Consider the following 20265-nt stretch of genomic DNA (forward strand, 5'->3'; position numbering starts at 1 on the left):
TACAACGCTTCCAAATAAATGCTTATGGTTATTGTAACACGATTTTTCTATTATGCAAAATTAGAACAACTCTTTGTACAAAAGTTCACTGAGCGGGAGCACGACAACTTTTACCCCAACTTAAAATAACAGTTGATAAAGGCTTTATTTCGTTGAGTTCCCCGCTCTTCCGTGTTATGATATGAGCAGTCATTACCCATCAAATTGAAGGAGGAATCACGAATGACCTTAGAGAATTTTAATGAAAATCTAAAGAAATATGCACGTTTAATTGCTGAAACGGGTGTCAATGTTCAGGACAATCATACGGTTGTTTTACAAATCAGTGTCGATCAAGCGCCCCTTGCCCGCTTAATTACGGAAGAAGCTTATCGCTTAGGCGCGGCCGAAGTAATTGTTCAATGGAGCGACGAAACCATTCAACGTGAATTTTTAGCTCATGCTGCAACTGATCGTATTGAAAATGTTCCTCAATATAAAATTGATCAAACCGATGATTGGATTGCCAAAGGCGCAAGCCGAATTAGCGTGGTTTCTTCTAATCCTGATGCATTAGCTGGCGTGGATGCACAACGTGTAGCAGCTTTCCAAGCGGCTAATGGGAAAGCATTGGTCAACCTACGAAAAGCAACGCAAGCCAACAAAGTAAGTTGGACTGTTGTAGCTGCTGCTAGTGAAGGCTGGGCAGCTAAAGTCTTTCCAGAATTAGCAACAAGTGAAGAACAAGTTGATGCACTTTGGAATGAAATTTTCAAAACAACACGAATTTATGAAGAAAACCCAGTCATTGCTTGGGATATCCATGATAAAAAATTACAAGAAAAAGCGGCTGAATTAAACGAACAACAATTTACTGCTTTACACTACACAGCTCCTGGAACAGATTTAACGATTGGTTTGCCTAAAAACCATTTATGGGAAGGCGCTGGTAGTTATAACGCTCGTGGGGAAGAATTCATGGCTAATATGCCAACAGAAGAAGTTTTCACCGCCCCAGATAGTCGCCGCGTTGATGGTTATGTTTCTAGTACAAAACCACTAAGTTATGCTGGCACAATCATTTCGGGAATGAAATTTACATTTAAAGATGGAAAAGTTGTTGACTTCTCAGCTGAACAAGGCGAAGAAGCATTGAAAAATCTCTTAGCTATTGATGAAGGTGCCAAACACTTAGGAGAAGTTGCTTTAGTACCAGACCCTTCACCAATTTCACAATCCGGTTTGATTTTTTATAATACATTGTTCGATGAAAACGCCTCTAATCATTTAGCCTTTGGTTCGGCCTATGCCTTCAACTTACAAGGCGGCACGGAGATGAGCGAAGAAGAATTAGCTGAAGCTGGTTTAAATCGTAGCCAAACACATGTGGACTTTATGGTAGGATCTGACAAAATGAATATTGACGGCATTAAGGAAGACGGGACGATTGTTCCAGTTTTTAGAAATGGCGATTGGGCATAAATTTAAAAAGAAGCAAGCCGTAAAAATAACGGCTTGCTTCTTTTTATTTCAAATAAAAAAAGGCTTCTCAGCCTTGATACGTTCCTTATTCAATCAGACACATGGCGGCACTTGCTTAGTGCTGCTTCCTTCCGGATCTGACACAATTCACTAGCCCGCCATTGTCCTAGCCTTTCGGCAAAACCTAGTATAACGTATTTTTATTCTTTTGACTAGTCTTTCTTTTGATTTTTTAAAAGTTTCTCTTCTTTTTTCTTTGCCCGTAACTTTTTAAAGAACTGAACTAACAATAAGCGACACTCTTCTTCTAAAACGCCTGCTTCGACATAGGCCACATGATTGAAGCGTTCATCTTCTAATAAATTCATCAAAGTCCCAGCAGTGCCTGCTTTAGGATCAGTTGCGCCATAATAAACTTCTGGAATTCGTGCTAAAAGCATCGCCCCACTACACATTGGACAAGGTTCTAAAGTTACAAATAATTGGGTTTCTTCTAGACGCCAATTTTCTATCCCGCGACACGCTTCTTGGATTGCATACATTTCTGCATGCGCCGTTGCTTCTTGCCGTGCTTCTCTCAGATTATGCCCGCGGCCAATAATTTCCCCTTGCCGAACAATTACAGCTCCAATAGGCACCTCAGCCAAACCTTCTGCTTTTTTCGCTTCTGCAATGGCTTCTCGCATAAAAAATTCTTTTTCTTCTTGTGTTAACGTTGTTTCTTTTTTTCCCAATTAATTTCCACCTTTCGGCTTTTTCCCACTAAACTTCTGTCTTGCTTCATGGTACAATAAATCAGTGAGGTGTGTCTATGATTATTGAAAATTTATCTCAGCTTTATCCCAAAGGCTATTTATCAAAAACAATTGGTTCCGAAGCCACCTATTCAATTCCTGTTGACGACCAATTTTTCATTGTGAATAAAGCTTTCTTAAGTATTAAAGAACAGCGTTTGTTGGAAGCGCTTTTCCCGATTTCTGAAAACCCAACCATTACTGGTAACCATCCTTGGTTCAGTTACTTATTTCAACAGGCAAAATTACCTGCCGAAGGGACCTTTCGTATGTTGCAAATTCAAACGAATGTCACAAAAGAATTACAAGCTGAATGGCAATTTAATTTAACAAAGATGTTTCCAGATACAGTTGATTGTTTCAGTCCAAGTAATAATATGTATATTTTAGTTGAAGAACAGTCAAAAAATACCTTTCAACAAGAAGAAATTCAAGGGATTTTTTTAACATTAGATACAGACTTTGATTGCACTAGTGCTGTATTTGTTGGCAATTTTTATTCCTCTGAAGACATTCTCCGGCGTTGTTTCCATGAAGAACAACGTATTTTTTCAGAAGAACTTAATTCCTCTAGTCGGACGACTGTTTTTAGTTTAACCGATGTCGCCCTCCACTATTTTACCAAGGAAGCCATGAGCCAAAATGTACTTGTTGAGTATTATCGTCGTTTATTAAATAAAGACACCGATATTCAGCCAATCATCAGCGCTTTGTGGAAAAATCAAGGCAATATCAGCTCCACTGCAAAAGATTTATTTATGCATCGAAATACGTTACACTATCGGTTGGAAAAGTTTTTTGAACAAACTGGCTTATCTTTAAAAAAAATGGATGATTTAATCTTTTGTTATTTGTTATTAAGAAAGTAGTACGTCCATTTTTTACTCGTATGTTTTTTATTCCCAATTAGAAAGTAGGCGTTCCAATGAAAATTACCGCATATGTCGCTAGTGCATTTAGTAAAAACCACGAAGGTGGCAACAAAGCAGGCGTTGTTTTTATGACACAGCCCTTAACGAGAACCCAAAAAATGGCCATCGCCAAAGAACTAGGATTTGCAGAAACTGCTTTTATTTCAGACTCAAAGGTTGCTGATTTCCGCCTTGAATATTTTACACCAAAAGAAGAAGTCGACTTATGTGGCCACGCGACAATTGGCGCTTTCACCATCATGAAGCACTTAAATAAATTATTGCAAACAGCATATACAATCGAAACGAACAGCGGTTTGCTCGCAATCACGGCGAACGGTGAACAACTATTTATGGAACAAACTGTCCCAACTTTTTATGATACGCTCACTTTAGAAGAATTGAGCGGCTGCTTTGATTTAAACGCAGTGGCAACTGCTTTTCCTATCCAGATTGTGTCAACGGGTCTAAAAGATATTTTGGTTCCCATTAAAAATGCGCAATTATTACAGGATTTACAACCAAACTTTGAAAAAATTAAGTTACTTAGTCAAAAGTATGGAGTTATCGGGATGCATCTTTTTGCTTTGTCTGAAGAAAATATCATTTGTAGGAATTTTGCACCCCTTTATGACATCGATGAAGAAGCCGCTACTGGTACATCAAATGGTGCGTTAGCTTGTTATCTGTACCATCACCAAATTTTACAAAAAACCAATTACACCTTTGCCCAAGGTTATACCTTAAACGCTCCTTCAGAAGTCTTAGTGCGTTTGAACACTACATCCCAAAAGACAATTGATCAAGTTCTAGTTGGTGGCAGAGGCTATTATGTTGAAACAAAAGAATTATTTTTATAAAAAAAAGATGGCCTAGGCCATCTTTTTTACTTCATTGCATCTTCAATAAATGTGAAAAAGCGTTCTTTTAAAGAATCTGTATTGTCTTTAACTTTTTCGCCATATTCAGCTAATTTTGAACCGCCATCTTTCACACGATCCACAACATTTAAAACAGAATCTAATTCATCATCGGATAAATCATCGACAATCGATAATAATTTTTGGTTTCCATCAAATTTATCGTCTACAAACTTTTTAACTTTATAACGATTGGAAACATGAGATACCTTCTTAATAATTTTTTCAGAAGCGATGACTGCAACAGAGACACTTGCAACTGCAGCAATGCTTAAACCGATACCAATTTTTGTTGATGCTTTCATTTCCTTCAGCTCCTCTGTTATTTTCTATTTTAATCATAACATATTATTACTTTTATGCGTAATAGAAAGACCTTTGCTGGCACTTAGTCTCGGCGGTTGTTGCCACCAAATAAAATAACCAAACGTAAAAGTTGTAAAAAGGTCGAAAGCGCAGCTGCTACGTAGGTAAGTGCAGCTGCAAAAAGAACTTTTCTGGCCATTGGGACTTCTTCTTCTGTTAATAACCCACCTTCAGAAAGAATACTTAATGCACGTCTAGACGCATTAAACTCCACCGGTAAAGTCACCAATTGAAAAATCAAGGCTAATGAAAAAGCCAAAATTCCAATGTTGATTAATGTTTGATTCCAACTAAATAAAACACCAATCAAAATTAGTGGAAAGGAGATGGTTGAACCGATGTTGGCAACTGGAACAATAGCTGCACGAAGACGTAAAGGCACATAGTTCGTATGATCTTGTACCGCATGTCCGCATTCATGAGCCGCCACGCCAATAGCCGCGACCGATGTCGATTGAGCAGTGGCTTCGGATAAGCTCAACATTTTGTTTCCAGAATTATAATTGTCAGTTAAATCACCAGCAATTTGCTGAACTCCAACATCATTAATTTGTTCTTTTTGTAAAATATATTGTGCTGCCTGCGTGCCTGTAACATGTTTACTGCTTCGTACTTGATCATATTTACGAAAGGTACTGTTAACATATGCGGAGGCCGCACCAGAAATCGCAATTCCGATAATTACCAATATATAGGTTGGATCGATTCCAAAATAAAAGGGCATCATTGTCCTCTACCTCCATCTTTTTTTCTTTATTGTAGCATGATAGTGAAAAAAAGGGAGCGACAAACGTTGTCTTTTGTTTAAAAAAATGATGAATTTTTCAAGAAAGTGCCGAAACTAACAAAATTGTCACTCAATTAACGGAAAAAAATATGGCAAATTTCCTAAAAAAAAGGCATACTATTCCTTGAGGTGAGGAAAATGAAAACATTACTAAAAATATTAATTCCCATAGTCATTTTAGCAGGCGGTAGCTGGGGCGTTTATAATTATTATTACGGTGGAGAAACCTATTATACACAAATCACAACATCTGGTGAAAAGAAAGATGAAAAAACAAATTCTGGTGAAGCAATGACCATTTATTACTATCAACAACCTGCGTTTAATAAAAACGGTGAAGAAAAAACCGTGGAATTAAACGAATCCCGTGATCAACCTTTGCGTATGAAAGCCTATCTAAAATTGAAAGTTAATCCCCGTAAAGGCGTGATCAGCTGGAATGAAGTGACAGAAAAAGAAGTCCCTGAAAAAGCTTTAGAAAAATTAAAATAAAGAAAAAACCGTTGGCAAGCGACCAACGGTTTTTTCTTTATAATTGATTACTAATTTTTTCGATATTTTTTAGCATGATGGACACTGTACCATCTGGATTATTAACAAATTCAATTAAATCGCCATTGCGGTAAACATCTAACGGAACAATTAATTCAATACCGTTATCCATTTTTAACTTTTGTTTGCCAAATTTCTTTTCAGAAATTTCGCGAGATTCTCTGACTGGCGGTGTTTTATCGACAAACTTCGACTCATTCACTTCTTCTTGGTAAGCTAATTTAGCTGATACATTTTCTTTAAATACTTGCTCAGCAATCTGCTCATTGTCAATCGTTCCCGTTTCCTCAATGCTATCATATACCGCTTCTTTTACAGAAGCCATTAGTTCAAACTCATCTTCGTTAAATTTCTTTCCAATGCGTTTGACTGCCTTTTTAATTTCTTTGATATTTTCTTCCATGGAAGGTGCCGCTTGCGTCTCAATCACTTTTTCAGAGAAATACCAGATTTTTTCTCCTGAAAATTCATATCTTTTCTCTAGTAATTCAAACGCTAATGTATCTAAGTCAACTGTAATTCCTTCATCTGGTTTTTGTGATTTTGAAGACAAAATTGCTCGATTGATAATCAGTTTGTTATAAACGGATTCTTCTTCATAGTCGACGTAATGCGTGTAACTTTCTTTATAGTTTAATTTAATCATTGCGACATGTAACACCGTATCTAATTCATATAAAATGAACAAAATATCAGCACTAGGCGCATCTTCGCTTCCTGAATAAACATCATACCAATGTTGGGTAACTTCTTGGCTTTTCTTCACAAAATCACTAGGAATCCCACGTAACGTGTCAACAAAGGAACTATTTTCCGCCAATGTTCCAGTCTTTGTTTGTGCAGTCGAAAGTTTTGAAATTTTTGCAGTTAAATACGTTCGAATATACTCAGTGGTTAAATCTAGTTCCTTTTCAGAGAAAACCGGCGTCCCAGTTTCTCGATCAATAATGTGTAAAATTGCTTTTTTTAAATAAATATCCATTTTTACGCTCTCCTTTTCTCAACCTTTTTAGTCTAACTGAAAGAGAGAAAAAAGCCAATAGTTTCTATAAAAAGAAGAAGAATTCGTAGACAAATGTCTACGAATTCTTCTTAACTTCAAAAAGCGATTACCCTTCTTCGCTGTATAACATCCCTGTTGCTTCATCAACTGGATCGACTTTATTAAAGATGCCTTTCTTTCTGAAAATATAAGTTAAGCCCATTGGTACGATAATCGCAATCACCATTGCGACTAAAAACGGCAAGTAATATTGTGGCACAATAGATAAAATTCCTGGCAAGCCACCGACGCCGATACTTGTCGCACGAACGCCCATTAAAGTGGCAAACATTCCTGCCATTGCTGAACCAATCATGCCCGCAACAAATGGATAAACATATTTTAAGTTGATCCCAAACATCGCTGGTTCAGTCACACCTAGGTAACAAGAAATCATTGCTGGAATCGAAACTTGTTCTTCTTTTTTGTTTCCACGATGCATAAAGATAACCGCTAAAACTGCTGAACCTTGTGCAATATTTGATAAAGCAATCATTGGCCATAAGTTGGTTGACTGAAAGTCAGCAATCAACTGTAAATCAATCGCATTACTCATATGATGCAACCCAGTGATAACTAATGGTGCGTACATAAAGCCAAAGACGGCGCCAAATAACCAATTAAATGTTGACGTTAATCCTGCATTCACAATATCAGAAACCCAACTACCAATCGTCCAACCGATTGGTCCTAAAATGACATGTGCAGCCAATACTGTCGGTACTAAAGCAAACAATGGGACAAAAATCATTGAAATTGCTTGAGGAATCACTTTTCTAAAGAAAATTTCAAGATAGGCAAGCAAGAAGCCGGCTAACATAGCTGGGATAACTTGCGCTTGATAACCAATCATGTTAACTTGAGCAAACCCAAAATCCCAGAAAGGAATTTCTGCTGCTTTAGTCGTCGCAACTGAATAAGCATTCAGAAGTTGTGGTGAGACTAATGTAATCCCTAGGACAATCCCCAAAATTTGTGTGGTTCCCATTTTCTTCGTAATACTCCACGTAATCCCAACTGGCAAGAAGTGGAAAATTGCTTCGCCAATTAACCATAAGAATGAATTGACTCCATTCCAAAATTGAGAAACTTCCACGATTGTTTGACCATCAAGAAAGCCAAATGGAACCCCTTCCAAAATATTGCGGAACCCTAAAATCAATCCCCCGATAACAAGTGCAGGAATTAATGGTGTAAAAATCTCAGCTAAAACAGAAACAACTCGTTGAACAGGACTCAAATTACTTTTGGCAGCTGCTTTCCCTTCTTCTTTTGAAACCCCTTCTAAACCGGAAATTGCAGAAAAATCATTATAAAATTGTGGGACTTCATTCCCAATAATTACTTGAAACTGTCCAGCATTTGTAAAGGTTCCTTTTACAGAAGGAATATCTTCAATCACAGGTACATCCGCTTTTTTTGGATCTTTTAATACAAAACGCATTCGAGTTGCACAATGAGAAACAGCTGAAATATTTTCTTTGCCTCCTACTGCTTTCAACAACTGCTGTGCATCGCTTTGAAACTTACCCATTTTACATTCTCCTCTCAAACTTGTATATACAATTAAGTTGTATATACATCATACTTGATTATTCTTTTTTTGGCAAGCGCTTTCTTTCAAAAAAATAATTTTATTTTTTACAAATCCCTTGTCTTTTCTTAAAGAGTCAAACAGAACGCTTTTTTAGCTGCTTCTTTATTGCTATACTACAGAGGGAAAAAACGAAAAGGAGTATAAAAAATGTTTTTTAAAGAAATTCATCACGTGGCAATCAATGCCTCAAATTATCAAGCAACTAAAAATTTTTATGTCGAAAAGTTGGGCTTTGAAGTTCTTCGCGAAAATCATCGTCCCGAAAAAAACGATATTAAATTAGATTTAAAATTAGGCAGCCAAGAATTGGAAATTTTCATTTCTGATCAATTTCCCGCTCGCCCCTCTTATCCTGAAGCTTTAGGATTACGTCATTTAGCTTTTAAAGTTGAACATATTGAAGAAGTGATTGCTTTTTTAAATGAGCAAGGAATTGAAACAGAACCGCTACGAGTAGATGATTTTACGGGTGAAAAAATGACCTTCTTTTTTGATCCAGATGGACTACCTTTAGAACTTCATGAATAATAAATAAAGGAGAGAAACAAAATGAAAGATACCTTTCGCTTAGAAAACCAGACGATTTATTTTGGTACAGAACGGGCAATTTCAGCCAGCCCTCAAACGATTTGGCGCTACCTGACTGAGACAGACAAGCTAAAACAATGGTTTCCAGAATTAGAAATTGGTGAATTAGGTGTTAACGGGTTTTGGCGGTTTATTCTGCCCGATTTTGAAGAAACAATGCCTTTCACTGACTATGCAGAGGAAAAATATCTGGGCGTGACTTGGGATACTGGTATCATCTATTTTGACTTAAAAGAACAAGCGCCTCATCAGACCCTGTTAGTCTTTTCAGAATCTCTCCCAGAAAATTTTACAACACCTCGCCATAAAGATATCGCTGGTTGGTCAATTGTTCTCAACCGCTTGAAGCAAGTAGTTGAAACTCCTGATGCAGCACCAGAAAAAATAGATTTTCCGCAAATAGAAAATCATTACTTAGAAAAATTAACGAATTTAGAAAATTAAAAAGTGTGGCACAACGGGTAAATAACCCTCTGTGCCACACTTTTTAAAAACGCAAGATACGCTGATAAACAAATAAACCTAAATCAATTAAGCAAACAACAAAAATTGCCAATAATACAAAAGAGACCCGCAACTCTGCGGCGTACATCCCTCGTAAACTAATTGTTGCCAAACATAACCCAAAAATCGTTGCCATTGTCACTTGTAACACGGTTCCTGGTTTTAGGGCATAAACAAAAATGCCAATCAAACTAGAAACAACGAGGTGTGTCAATGGCAATTGAAGCCAATTGACAACAAACAGACTGAGGAAACATCCTAAAAGAGTCCCCCAAAAACGTGTCTTAATACGCGTGTTCATTTCTGCCTTCACTGGATGCAAGAGTAGAAAAACATTCATCGGAATCCAAATTATTTTAATGCCTCCTACACTCCACATTAAAATAAAACTCAGCGTAATGGTGAAACTCATACGAATAGCTAAACGAAATCGTTGCACCTTTTCGTCAGGACTTTCTAAAAATTGTTTGAAACTTGTGATCCCAAAAAAAGTCTGTTGTAAGTCGTGCCAGAAATTAATAACCGCCAATTTTTGTTGCTTCATATTTAATTGAATGCTTTTAAAAAAGCGAACATGGCCTCTACTCTTTAAGCTGGTTAGCTGACTTAATCCTGTTTGCCACCAAGCGTTTAGTGTTAAAGCCAATAAAAAAAGACCGATTAAAAAGGCCACAACTTGAGATTGCATCAAAAATGTATTTCCTTTAACCTGGATTAACTGACAAAACGTAAACATCATCAAATAACTATGATACCGCATCGGTGTCGCAGATGAATAAAATAAATAAACAATTAAAAATGTCACACTACTATTTAAAATAATAGACCAGCTAAAGGAACTACTAGCTATAAATGCTAAAAAACTGATCACAAATTGCCTGATACTCATTTTGAGCAGCGCTACAAACGAATAATCTTTTTTATAGTTAATTTTAAACATAATAGTAAATACAGGCACCATAATTAAATAGCTTGGGGAAAATAAAAAATCCAATGTATAAAAACTAACCAAAAAAAAGGCGATGACTGGGAAAATGGCCCAAACATACGCAAAAAATTGCTGACTTTTTGTACTAAAAAAATAAATAACAATCACTCCAATATCGATTCCTTATCCATTGTAACATGCTTGTCAATTCCCTCCTCAAATTGAATATACCAATTCGTTAAAAATAAATAAAAAAGCAAATAAATACGCTTTCATTTCTTGTTTTTTGTGCTATAATCAGCCTATATGATATATCATTTAAAACAAAGGAGCTACTTTCATGAATATTCAAGCGATTGATACGCGACACGGAACTGCCAACCAACATAGTTTTTCAAACGGAAATTGTCTACCCTATACTGGCGTGCCATTTGGGATGAACTTTTACGCCCCGCAAACAACTGACCAAAAAGGCAGCTGGTGGTTTCATCCAGAAGATCGAACATTTCAAGGCTATCGAGTAACGCATCAACCAAGTCCTTGGATGGGTGATTTTAGTCATTTATTAATGACCCCTGTCAGTGGTTCATTGTCGGAACTTTCTTTATTCCATGCCCAAAGTTCTTATCGTCCAGAAGAAAGCCTTTTTTCTCCTGTTGAAATTAACTTAACTCAATTACGCTATCAAATAACTTCTCAATTAATCCCAAGCATGTATGGGGGTATCTTAACCATTGATTATCAACAAAAAGATAATCACTTACTACTAACTCTGCCTGGACGTTATCAAGTAAAACAATTAGATGACCATCAAGTGGCTGTAAAAGTCATCAACTATTCTGGTTGTGAAGATCCAGATTTTAGTTTTTATTTTGTGCTTCATTTTGAACAGCCTTTAACCAAATGGTTTGCCCCTTCTTCAGGTGAAGATGGCAAAATCCTTCTTTCTTTTGGAAATATTGCTCAACAAGTTGTTCATTTTAGTAGTTCATTTATTTCTGAAAAACAAGCGCAGTTAAATTTAGCGCGAGAAATCTCTTTGCGTTCTACTGAGATGCTGCAACAAGGAATCGCAGATTGGCATAATTATTTCGATCGCCTTAAAGTAACGCATGAAAACCCTGAACATACTAAAACGTTTTATCATACACTGTATCGAACATTCCTATTTCCGCAAACCTTTTATGAATTGGACGAAAATCAGCAGCCGATTCATTATGATACGTTCTCGCAAACGGTTCGTCCTGGTGTACTATATACCAATAATGGCTTTTGGGATACTTATAAAACGGTCTACCCATTGTTCTCACTAATTGCTCAAGAAAAATACGAAGAGATGCTAGAAGGCTTTTTAAATAGTTACAACGAAACAGGTTTCTTGCCAAAATGGTTATCTCCAGATGAGCGTGGTTTAATGCCCGGCACCTTGATTGACGCTGTCATTGCTGATGCCGCCGTGAAAAAGATTCGTCCTGACTTGATGCCTCAGTTCCTAGAAGCGATGAAAAAAGGCGCTACACAACAAAGCGAACGAGAAAATTATGGACGTCAAGGAACTCTGGATTATCTAAAATATGGCTATGTTCCTTCAACCTATCATGAATCTGTAAATCATACCTTAGATTATGCGTACAGCGATTTCTGCATTTCACAAGTTGCAAAAACACTGAATGATTCAGAGACCGCAACGTTTTATCGTCAACAAGCCTTGAATTATCAACAACTTTTTAATCCTGAAACTGGCTTTATGCAAGCCAAGGATACTGAAGGCAATTTCCGTCCTGACTTTTTAGATATTCGTTGGGGCAAAGATTACGCCGAAGGAAGTGCTTGGCAATCAAGTTTTGCGGTTTATCAAGATTTTGCAGGTTTGATTAAGCTATATGGTAGCGAGTTAGCTTTCGAAAAAAAATTAATTCAGCTATGCAATCAAGCGCCTAACTTTAACGTTGAAGGCTATGGTTTTGAAATTCATGAAATGAGTGAAATGGCGGCAATTGATTTTGGTCAATTAGCCATCTCAAATCAACCAAGTTTCCATTATCCGTTTCTATTCAGCTACATCGGCAAACCAGAGATGGCTCAACCACTTTTAAAACAACTAATGCAAACATTTGATGCTTCACCAACTGGTTATCCAGGTGATGAAGACAATGGCAGCATGTCTGCTTGGTATATTTTTAATAGCTTAGGCTTTTATCCCGTCACACCAGGAGCTGGTGAATATGTAATCGGGATGCCTTTAGTCCAGACGGCGGAAGTAAAACTGTCAAATGGTAAACAATTAACCATTCAGACATCACCAAACAAAGTCCAACAACAATTTATTCATGAAATTCAGTTAAACCAAGAAAAACATACTGCGCCTTACTTTACTCATCAAGAACTATTAAACGGCGGGACTTTAGATTATCAATTAGGGATCGTCCCGAATCCACAAACCACAGCAGAACGACCGTTTTCATTAAGTACGGAAAAATAATAAAAAGAAAGATGTTCATAAAAATTGAACATCTTTCTTTTTATTCTTCGACACCTGCGTAATTTGATTGGTATTGCTCTCGAAATTCTTTTGGCGTAATTCCATTTAATTTTTTAAACATTTTTGAAAAATAGTTGGTATTGTTAAATCCTACTTTTTCTGAAATTTCGTTGATTGTATCATCCGTGTACAATAATAATTTTTGGGCATGCTTGGTACGCACTTGATTCAAATATTGAGAAAAACTCCGCTTGGTTTCTTTTTTGAAAATTTGGCCTAAATAACTAGGGTTCAAATGAAGCTCATCCGCCACCGTTTTTAAGTTTAATTCTTCTAAATAGCCTTGTTCAATTCTTTCTACAGCTTGGCTAACACTTTCTGAATATTTTTTTATTTTAGGTTTATTTTTCACTTCTGCCAAGACTTGCTGCATTAACGCATACAGTGTATTAAGATTGTTGCTGGCTCGAATTTCTTCCACGATTTTTTCATAGTTTTCTTCTAACACAGTTGGATACTGACGGGAAATATCTGAAAAAAGTAAAAAGACTACATAGCGTACATATTCTGGTGTAGCGTGTTGTTGACTTAACTGATTGAAAATGGCATCTAATTCCCGTTGAATGGTCTGCATATCCCCAATCATCAAGGCTTGGTTAAACGCTAGAAAAGTAAAATCTTCTGCCGAACGATTCATTTGTTCTTTTTGATTATTTGGCAGAAATTCTTGATAGAACGTTTCAATTGCTTGCAACTGTTTTACTTTCTCATAACTTTCATAAACCGTTTCCCATTCATTGACAGATTCCCCTACAAAAATCTGACCTTGACCAGCTAGAATCGCTTCAATTTCACGAATAAATAAGAACGCTTCTTGTCTGGCCCCTTTATAGATAAGTAACAATTGGTGGTACGTACTCATCCAACTTTCAATGAATAACAGTTGGCCTTTTTTCATAAATAGTTCCTTGATTGTTTCTAAAAATGGCATCTCAGCTTCAACCAATAAAACGGTAAAATCACCTGGTTTTATAGTCGTAAATTGCTGCATTAACTCTTCGTATTCCCCTTCGCTGATTTCATCATTAAGCCAACGCATCAAGCCATTTTCTAGATATAGACGCACGCGGGCATGGGATTTTTTTTGTTGGTCCAATTCTGTTTTAATTCTCTGGATATTGGCTAATAGTTCTTGTTTATTGACTGGTTTCAAAAGATAATCTTGGACCTGCAAAGCCATGCCTTTTTTGACGTAATCAAACTCTTGATAACCTGATAAAATTAAACTAATAAATTGATGTCCTTTTTTCTTTGCTTGCTCAATTAATTCGATCCCACTCATTTCCGGCATCGTAATATCTGTTAATAAAACATCAATGGATTCTGTTTCTAAAAAAGCCAATGCTTCTTGCGCACTACGCGCTGTTTTAACAATTTCAAAGCCTAACTCTTGCCAAGGAATAATCCATTTTAAGCCTTCTAAAATCATATATTCATCATCAACAAACATCACTCGATACATCTTTTCACCCCTTATGCTACAAACGAAAGACGAATTGTCGTCCCTTCTCCTTCTTTCCCTTCAATGGTTAAACCATAACTCTCCCCAAAAAAGCGTTGTAAACGTTCATGAACATTTCTTAATCCAATGGATTGTTCCGTGTCTATTTCTGTTTGATTTAAACGTGCGCGAATTTCCTCTAACCGATTGGCGGTAATTCCTTTTCCATTATCCACAACAGCCACAATAATTTTTTCGCTTTCTCGGTAGGCGTGGACCTTAATAGCATTGTCTTGTCGTTGATAGTCAATACCATGCACAAAATAATTTTCGACAAGCGGCTGAATGATGAACTTAGGAATTTCAACATCAGCAATTGTTTCTTCTATTTCGAACTTATAGGCAAATTGATCGGGATAACGCATTTGATACAAATACACATATTTTTCGCAAAATGAGATTTCCTCTGCCAAGGTCGTGGTTTTTTCTTGGTTAATATTATTCCTAAGTAACGTTGAAAAAGCATAGACAACATCAGCTAGTTCTTCTTGTTGCCGACTCAAGGCATACATGCGAATATATTCCAACGTATTATAAAGAAAATGAGGATTAATTTGCGACTGTAATGCTCTCATGTGGGCATCGCGTTGCTTAATTTCTAAAGTATAAATATCGTGAATGTATTGATCTAAACTGTCTACCATAAAATTAATCGCAGAAGCAATATCATTCAATTCTTCCTGAACTTGATTCGTGTCAATTCGTTCTTTTAAATTGCCATCGCCAATGGCTCGTGTCGCTTCTAAAATTAATTGGACTTGTTGAGAATAGCGTTTAAACAGGCGGTTTAAGCCCACTAATAAAATAACAATCAAAAGTAACCCAATCCCTAAAATGGCCGCATAATTCATAAACAATTGTTGAAATAAGACTCGGCGGCTTGTTAATAAGAGAATGGTACTCCGGCCACTGCTTTCTATTTCCGTAATATCGTAGCGATTATGAAAAACCTGTTGAATGTCACTATCGGTGTGCATTCTTTTATCTAGTTGCCGCTCTTCTTCTTTGGTAAATTGCGCTTTTTCAGAAAAAATTTGATTCCCAGCACTATCATAGATAAACGCATTAATACCTGATTTTTTCAATAAGTCTGCTTGGTTGCCTAGCAACTCTTGACTTGAAAACACAGTGTACAACTCTCCCAGCGGTTGTCCTGTATAAGGATCGGAGATAATTCGCATTAGTTGAAAGCCATGTTTTTTAATTGATGACATATCCATTTTTTTCCCATTTGTAGCTGTGCGATTGGCGAACAAAACCTGATCAAATTCATCTAAGCGAATAATCACTTCTTCTAAGTCAGGAAAGGTGCTAAATAATGTACTTAAATTATTTCCAAAGTGGGTACTGACCCGATCTTCCGACCATTGGCTGTAAGTATAGTCAAAATACTCAGGAGGAGAAAGTTCCATATATTTTCGCATGTTTTCAATTTTACTTGCAGAGCCAGCTAATTCATTAATCATATTTGTCGCCGCATTATTTTTATTCGTTACATAGCTGTCAATTTGGGAAACGGCGTTATTTTTTTGTGAATCAATTGATAAGTTAATTGTATAAGTAACATAAACGCACAAAGCAGCCACCGTTAACAAAATAATACTTGTTAACAGTAGACTGTATTTTTGTACTAATCGATTTAATAAATATTTTTTTTTAAACAGTTTTTTGAAGATTCGCTTCATTTTGTTCCAACTTTCCATCAATAAACTGGCGATTTTTACGCGTGACATAGGCACACCACATCATAATTAAGGCAAACGAAGCAAATAGTAGCAGTCCTTTCATTTTCCAAGTTAAAGCAACGATACTAATTACACCGAATAAGACTTTAAAAAATACACCGAGGTTTAAAAAGATACTGATAAATGAAAGCTTCATTAAATCAATAGTTGAGATAAAATAGCTTCCTTCATATAGTAGCATATAAATGTAAAAAATAACGAGTATTAGGGAAACAAAAAATAAAATAAATGTAATAATTAACCACATTATTCCGGTAAATTGAACGGCTAAATAAATATTATAAAAAACAAATCCTAAAGTGAAGAGAAAAAGTAAAAAATAACAGTTACTTCTTTTAAAATGTGCTTTCCATGATTCAAATGCTCGTTTAACGGTGATTGCTTGATAATTCATGCCCTCTTCCAAAATGAAATCAGTCATCATTTGGAGTGCTGGACCAACACCAAAAATAATCCCTCCAGCTAAACTAAATAAAACAAACAGTAAATTTAGTTTGATTACTGTCCAGGAAAGGTAAAACAACCGCTGAATCCCTGTACTTTCCATCTTCCTCTTCCTTTCTATTATGTAAAAGGCTGAGCCAAAAGCGCTCAGCTAATGCCTCAGCCTCCTGTGATTATTTTTGAGATTGGATATATTCGTCTAATTGTGTTTGCATTTCTTTTTGAACTTTATCCCAGCCAGCTGTTTTTAGGTCATCCATTAATTTTGGAAGTGTTTCTTCTGGATCAACAGTTCCTGTATTTAAGCTTGCTGCGTAGCGGTTCATAACTGTAGCAACGTTAGTGATTTCAGTTTTCACTTTATCATTTACAAAAGTAAAACCAAGAATTGGTGAATCTTTTGCTTCTTCGATGCTCTTATCACGTTCTTTAACCATGTCTTCAGTGACAGATTCTTCTGGCCAAATGATTAAGTTATTTCCTGTGTTCCAAGCACTCAAGTGAGTTGTTGGTGTGTAATCTTTCAATAATTTCACACGATCATCGCCAACTTTTTCATATTGTTTGCCTTCTTCACCATAAACAAGTCCGTTTAACAATTCTGGATTGCTGTTTAATAAACCTAACAATTCAACAGCTTTTTCTTTGTTTTTAGACGTGTTTGCAACAACATAGTTAGCCATTTGCGCTTGTGATGTTGTTTTTAATGGTTCTGTTAGTGGACGAGAAACAAGTGGTTTGCCAGCAGCTTGTGTTAAGATTGTATCACCATAATCCATAGGTCCTTGTGTTTCTTGACGCATAAACCAAGTATTGGTATTTAAGTCATATGGTGTTGTACTTGTAGCAGCATCTGTTGGAATCAAGCCATCTTTATACCATTGATGTAAGACTTTTAAGTTATTAATCATGTCTTTGTCGGCATATTGGTTAATAATTTTTGGTGATCCAGTATCAGTTGTTTTCACTGCAAATGGATATTGGTTACCAATAGGGAAGTCATAATTACCTGTTGCAAAGAATGTTTGGCCGATAGCAAAAGCAGCAATATTTGGTTCTTTTTTATGGAATTCTTTTAGAACTTCGGTTGCACTTTCATAACTACCATCAACTTTACTAATATCTAAATTGTATTTATCGACATATTCTTTATTAAAAGTTAAAACTTGTTGACCGTAAGAGTTACCTAAAATTGGGAACGCATACAGTTTTCCATTGATTGTATTTCCTTTAATATAGTTATCTGGCAATTGATCATAGGCTTCTTTTGCATATTTAGGTGCTAAATCAGTTAAATCAGCATAGGCGCCTTTTTGTGCATTCGTTGCATAATTTTGTGCTAATGAAATATCATAGCTTTCACCAGAAGCAACAATTGTTGACATTTTTTGGTCCCAATCGCCCCAACCAACAAATTCCATTTTTAATTTTGCCCCAATTTTTTTCTCGATAATTTTATTCGCATTATCGATTAATTGGTCATAATTATCTGGTTTGTCCCCAACACGATACATTAATAACGTTGGTGTACTATCATCACCTTTTGACGCTGCATCTTTTGAAGATTTACCGCACGCGCTTAGTCCTACAGCTAAAGCTGCTGCGCTAGCTACGGCTAATCCTTTTTGCCATTTTTTCATTCCTTATTTCCTCCTGTACAATTTTATTCTTTCACGCCGCCGATTGTTAAACCACCCACGAAATATTTTTGGAAAAATGGGTAAGTTAACGCAATTGGTAACGTAGATAAGACAACAATCGCCATTCGAGCCGATTCACTTGGTAGAACGCCTAACCCTTCTTGTGCTGCTGCACCCATATCCGTACTTCTTGATAAGAACTCTAAGTTGTTTTGAATTTTCATCAATAAATACTGTAATGGCACCAAGGTATCTTTTTGAATGTAAAGTAACGCATTGAACCAATCGTTCCAATAACCCAAAGCCGCAAACAAACTAATTGTGGCAATCCCTGGAACGGCTAGTGGTAACACAATGCTGACAAAAATGCGCATTTCACTTGCGCCATCAATACGTGCTGATTCAATAATACTGTCAGGCACGGTTTTCTTGAAAAACGTTCGCATCACTAAAATATTAAATGGTCCTAAAGCTAAAGGCAAAATTAACGCCCAAATTGTATCTTTCAATTGCAATAAGTTTGTCATTACTAAATAGTTCGCAACCATCCCTGGTGAAAATAACATTGTAATTAACGCAAACAATGTAAAGAATTTTTTAAATGGAAAGTTGGAACGAGAAATGACATAGGCATATAATGACGTCATTGTTGCATTGACAATCGTCCCTGTCACCGTAATGAAGACCGTTACCCCTAAGGCATGAATAATGCGTTGACTCATTGCCCCTTGGAAAATGTAACGATAGGCCTCCAATGAAAATTCTTTTGGCCAAAACCGGTAGCCGTTTGCTGCTAATGATCCTTCACTTGTCAATGAAATCATAATAACAAAGAAAAACGGAACCACACAGGAAATAGCAAAAATAGCAATGACAATATTGAAAATCAAATTCGCTGTCGGGTTGAAGGATCGAACGTTAACGCTAGTGACTTTTTTCTTTTTCATAATCCTTCCTCCTAAAATAGTGCTGAATCTGGTTCAATTCGACGAACAACTAAATTCGCAATTAATAACAAACATGCCCCAACGACAGATTGATATAACGCTGCAGCTGCCGTCATGCCTACATCACCAGTAGCCGTTAAGCCATTGTAAATATAGGTATCTAACACACTTGTCACGTTGTAAAGCGCACCTGAGTTTCTTGGTACGATGTAGAACAAACCAAAGTCTGCTCTGAAGATACCGCCGATGTTTAAAATTAATAAAACAGACATCATTGGTAAAATTTGTGGAATCGTAACATTTTTTATTTGTTGCCATTTGTTGGCACCATCCACCATCGCTGCTTCATAGTATGTCGGATCAATCCCCATCACAGAAGCATAGTAGATAATACTGTTGTAGCCTAGACTCTTCCAAACATTTAGGAAGACAAAAATTACTGGCCACCAACGTGGATCTGCATACCAGTTAATCATTGTGCCGCCATTACCAGTAATCCATTGATTCAAAATCCCTTTATCTGGACTTAAAAAGGCATAAACAAAATAGTTAATAACCATCCAAGATAAGAAATATGGTAGCAATGACATCGTGTGATAAACTTTAACCAAGCGACGATTTCTTAATTCACTCATAATAATAGCAAAAGCAATCGCGAAGAATAAGTTAAAGGCTAAAAAGACGACATTGTACAAAATGGTGTTTCTAGTAATTAACCAAGCATCTTTTGACGCAAATAAAAATTTAAAATTTTCAAAACCAACCCAAGGACTTTCTCTTAGACTAGCTAAGAAACCATCTGGTGAAATATGAAAATCTTTAAATGCGACCACATTGGCTAAGACTGGTATATAGAAGAAAAATATAAACCAGATAAATCCTGGTAACGCCATAAGGATTAAGGCCTTATAACGCCATACATTTTGAAAAAACCCGTTTTTCTTCTTCATTCGTTTCGCTCCTTTCATAAATATAATAGCGTTTTCATAATATCTT

19 protein-coding genes and 1 other RNA gene are annotated in these 20265 nt (G+C 36.4%); 7 read left to right on the forward strand and 13 right to left on the reverse strand.

The features are described from left to right. Window positions 1-222: 222 nt before the first annotated feature. A complete protein-coding gene (locus tag IGL90_RS08935; RefSeq protein ID WP_002362125.1) occupies window positions 223-1461 on the forward strand; it encodes an aminopeptidase in 1239 nt (412 codons plus the stop codon). Between the two features lie 86 nt (window positions 1462-1547). Here the strand turns inward: IGL90_RS08935 and ffs are convergent. Then, an RNA gene (ffs, locus tag IGL90_RS08940) (signal recognition particle sRNA small type) lies at window positions 1548-1634 on the reverse strand. 39 nt (window positions 1635-1673) lie between these two features. Then, window positions 1674-2195, reverse strand: coding sequence for a tRNA adenosine(34) deaminase TadA (gene tadA, locus IGL90_RS08945; protein WP_002362126.1), 522 nt, complete (start codon window positions 2193-2195; stop codon window positions 1674-1676). Window positions 2196-2272: 77 nt separating this feature from the next. Between tadA and IGL90_RS08950 the strand changes: the two genes are divergently transcribed. Together IGL90_RS08950 and IGL90_RS08955 are read left to right on the forward strand one after the other, a co-directional pair. Beyond that, window positions 2273-3124, forward strand: coding sequence for a PucR family transcriptional regulator (locus tag IGL90_RS08950; protein ID WP_048737658.1), 852 nt, complete (start codon window positions 2273-2275; stop codon window positions 3122-3124). A 56-nt stretch (window positions 3125-3180) separates the two neighbouring features. Then, complete coding sequence (locus IGL90_RS08955; protein ID WP_048737653.1) at window positions 3181-4026, forward strand: PhzF family phenazine biosynthesis protein; 846 nt, start codon at window positions 3181-3183, stop codon at window positions 4024-4026. A 26-nt stretch (window positions 4027-4052) separates the two neighbouring features. Here the strand turns inward: IGL90_RS08955 and IGL90_RS08960 are convergent, their stop codons facing one another. Next, a complete protein-coding gene (locus IGL90_RS08960; protein WP_002356871.1) occupies window positions 4053-4391 on the reverse strand; it encodes a hypothetical protein in 339 nt (112 codons plus the stop codon). Between the two features lie 83 nt (window positions 4392-4474). Further along, window positions 4475-5179 (reverse strand): zinc metallopeptidase, encoded by a 705-nt coding sequence (locus tag IGL90_RS08965; RefSeq protein ID WP_002384290.1) that lies wholly within the window; start codon window positions 5177-5179, stop codon window positions 4475-4477. A 198-nt stretch (window positions 5180-5377) separates the two neighbouring features. Between IGL90_RS08965 and IGL90_RS08970 the strand changes: the two genes are divergently transcribed. After that, complete coding sequence (locus IGL90_RS08970) at window positions 5378-5731, forward strand: YxeA family protein (protein ID WP_010777820.1); 354 nt, start codon at window positions 5378-5380, stop codon at window positions 5729-5731. Between the two features lie 37 nt (window positions 5732-5768). Here IGL90_RS08970 and IGL90_RS08975 read toward each other — a convergent pair whose 3' ends face one another. Together IGL90_RS08975 and treP are read right to left on the reverse strand one after the other, a co-directional pair. Beyond that, the gene (locus IGL90_RS08975) at window positions 5769-6773 is read right to left on the reverse strand and encodes a nucleoid-associated protein (RefSeq protein ID WP_002356866.1); all 1005 of its coding nucleotides are present in this window, start codon (window positions 6771-6773) and stop codon (window positions 5769-5771) included. 127 nt (window positions 6774-6900) lie between these two features. After that, window positions 6901-8367, reverse strand: a complete 1467-nt coding sequence (gene treP, locus IGL90_RS08980) for a PTS system trehalose-specific EIIBC component (RefSeq protein ID WP_002388267.1) — start codon at window positions 8365-8367, stop codon at window positions 6901-6903. A gap of 210 nt (window positions 8368-8577) precedes the next feature. Here treP and gloA2 point away from each other — a divergent pair, with 210 nt between their 5' ends. Both gloA2 and IGL90_RS08990 read left to right on the forward strand, forming a co-directional pair. Then, window positions 8578-8958 (forward strand): SMU1112c/YaeR family gloxylase I-like metalloprotein, encoded by a 381-nt coding sequence (gene gloA2, locus IGL90_RS08985; protein WP_002356864.1) that lies wholly within the window; start codon window positions 8578-8580, stop codon window positions 8956-8958. Between the two features lie 21 nt (window positions 8959-8979). Then, window positions 8980-9462: an SRPBCC family protein gene (locus tag IGL90_RS08990; protein WP_002356863.1), complete on the forward strand. Its 483-nt coding sequence runs from the start codon at window positions 8980-8982 to the stop codon at window positions 9460-9462. 43 nt (window positions 9463-9505) lie between these two features. On the opposite strand, the gene IGL90_RS08995 is transcribed toward IGL90_RS08990, so the two are convergent. Beyond that, a complete protein-coding gene (locus tag IGL90_RS08995; RefSeq protein ID WP_010777821.1) occupies window positions 9506-10618 on the reverse strand; it encodes an FUSC family protein in 1113 nt (370 codons plus the stop codon). 172 nt (window positions 10619-10790) lie between these two features. Here IGL90_RS08995 and IGL90_RS09000 point away from each other — a divergent pair, with 172 nt between their 5' ends. After that, window positions 10791-12932, forward strand: coding sequence for a GH92 family glycosyl hydrolase (locus IGL90_RS09000; RefSeq protein WP_002364393.1), 2142 nt, complete (start codon window positions 10791-10793; stop codon window positions 12930-12932). Between the two features lie 40 nt (window positions 12933-12972). On the opposite strand, the gene IGL90_RS09005 is transcribed toward IGL90_RS09000, so the two are convergent. The 6 genes from IGL90_RS09005 to IGL90_RS09030 all read right to left on the reverse strand — a co-directional run bounded on the left by IGL90_RS09005 (window position 12973) and on the right by IGL90_RS09030 (window position 20237). Then, window positions 12973-14454 carry a response regulator transcription factor gene (locus tag IGL90_RS09005; protein ID WP_002356858.1) on the reverse strand — a complete coding sequence of 494 codons (1482 nt, stop codon included), beginning with the start codon at window positions 14452-14454 and terminating at the stop codon, window positions 12973-12975. Window positions 14455-14465: 11 nt separating this feature from the next. Next, on the reverse strand, window positions 14466-16196 hold the full coding sequence (locus IGL90_RS09010) for a sensor histidine kinase (RefSeq protein ID WP_029656915.1): 1731 nt from the start codon (window positions 16194-16196) through the stop codon (window positions 14466-14468). Continuing rightward, window positions 16150-16785 (reverse strand): YesL family protein, encoded by a 636-nt coding sequence (locus IGL90_RS09015; RefSeq protein ID WP_002362905.1) that lies wholly within the window; start codon window positions 16783-16785, stop codon window positions 16150-16152. The genes IGL90_RS09010 and IGL90_RS09015 overlap by 47 nt, the downstream gene beginning before the upstream one ends. Window positions 16786-16855: 70 nt before the next feature. Next, window positions 16856-18322 (reverse strand): ABC transporter substrate-binding protein, encoded by a 1467-nt coding sequence (locus IGL90_RS09020; protein ID WP_048737650.1) that lies wholly within the window; start codon window positions 18320-18322, stop codon window positions 16856-16858. Between the two features lie 23 nt (window positions 18323-18345). Then, on the reverse strand, window positions 18346-19269 hold the full coding sequence (locus tag IGL90_RS09025) for a carbohydrate ABC transporter permease (RefSeq protein WP_002359877.1): 924 nt from the start codon (window positions 19267-19269) through the stop codon (window positions 18346-18348). A gap of 11 nt (window positions 19270-19280) precedes the next feature. Further along, window positions 19281-20237, reverse strand: a complete 957-nt coding sequence (locus IGL90_RS09030) for an ABC transporter permease (RefSeq protein WP_002356852.1) — start codon at window positions 20235-20237, stop codon at window positions 19281-19283. Between the last annotated feature and the right edge of the window lie 28 nt (window positions 20238-20265).

Origin of the sequence: Enterococcus sp. DIV1307a (assembly GCF_050537425.1) — a bacterium.
Lineage (GTDB): Bacteria > Bacillota > Bacilli > Lactobacillales > Enterococcaceae > Enterococcus > Enterococcus faecalis.

Bases quoted from the DNA above. Each gene is read 5' to 3' on its own strand.
- IGL90_RS08935 (WP_002362125.1), top strand. From the start codon at position 223: ATGACCTTAGAGAATTTTAATGAAAATCTAAAGAAATATGCACGTTTA.
- IGL90_RS08950 (WP_048737658.1), top strand. From the start codon at position 2,273: ATGATTATTGAAAATTTATCTCAGCTTTATCCCAAAGGCTATTTATCA.
- IGL90_RS08955 (WP_048737653.1), top strand. From the start codon at position 3,181: ATGAAAATTACCGCATATGTCGCTAGTGCATTTAGTAAAAACCACGAA.
- IGL90_RS08960 (WP_002356871.1), bottom strand. From the start codon at position 4,391: ATGAAAGCATCAACAAAAATTGGTATCGGTTTAAGCATTGCTGCAGTT.
- IGL90_RS08965 (WP_002384290.1), bottom strand. From the start codon at position 5,179: ATGATGCCCTTTTATTTTGGAATCGATCCAACCTATATATTGGTAATT.
- IGL90_RS08970 (WP_010777820.1), top strand. From the start codon at position 5,378: ATGAAAACATTACTAAAAATATTAATTCCCATAGTCATTTTAGCAGGC.
- IGL90_RS08975 (WP_002356866.1), bottom strand. From the start codon at position 6,773: ATGGATATTTATTTAAAAAAAGCAATTTTACACATTATTGATCGAGAA.
- treP (WP_002388267.1), bottom strand. From the start codon at position 8,367: ATGGGTAAGTTTCAAAGCGATGCACAGCAGTTGTTGAAAGCAGTAGGA.
- gloA2 (WP_002356864.1), top strand. From the start codon at position 8,578: ATGTTTTTTAAAGAAATTCATCACGTGGCAATCAATGCCTCAAATTAT.
- IGL90_RS08990 (WP_002356863.1), top strand. From the start codon at position 8,980: ATGAAAGATACCTTTCGCTTAGAAAACCAGACGATTTATTTTGGTACA.
- IGL90_RS09000 (WP_002364393.1), top strand. From the start codon at position 10,791: ATGAATATTCAAGCGATTGATACGCGACACGGAACTGCCAACCAACAT.
- IGL90_RS09005 (WP_002356858.1), bottom strand. From the start codon at position 14,454: ATGTATCGAGTGATGTTTGTTGATGATGAATATATGATTTTAGAAGGC.
- IGL90_RS09010 (WP_029656915.1), bottom strand. From the start codon at position 16,196: ATGGAAAGTTGGAACAAAATGAAGCGAATCTTCAAAAAACTGTTTAAA.
- IGL90_RS09015 (WP_002362905.1), bottom strand. From the start codon at position 16,785: ATGGAAAGTACAGGGATTCAGCGGTTGTTTTACCTTTCCTGGACAGTA.
- IGL90_RS09020 (WP_048737650.1), bottom strand. From the start codon at position 18,322: ATGAAAAAATGGCAAAAAGGATTAGCCGTAGCTAGCGCAGCAGCTTTA.
- IGL90_RS09025 (WP_002359877.1), bottom strand. From the start codon at position 19,269: ATGAAAAAGAAAAAAGTCACTAGCGTTAACGTTCGATCCTTCAACCCG.
- IGL90_RS09030 (WP_002356852.1), bottom strand. From the start codon at position 20,237: ATGAAAGGAGCGAAACGAATGAAGAAGAAAAACGGGTTTTTTCAAAAT.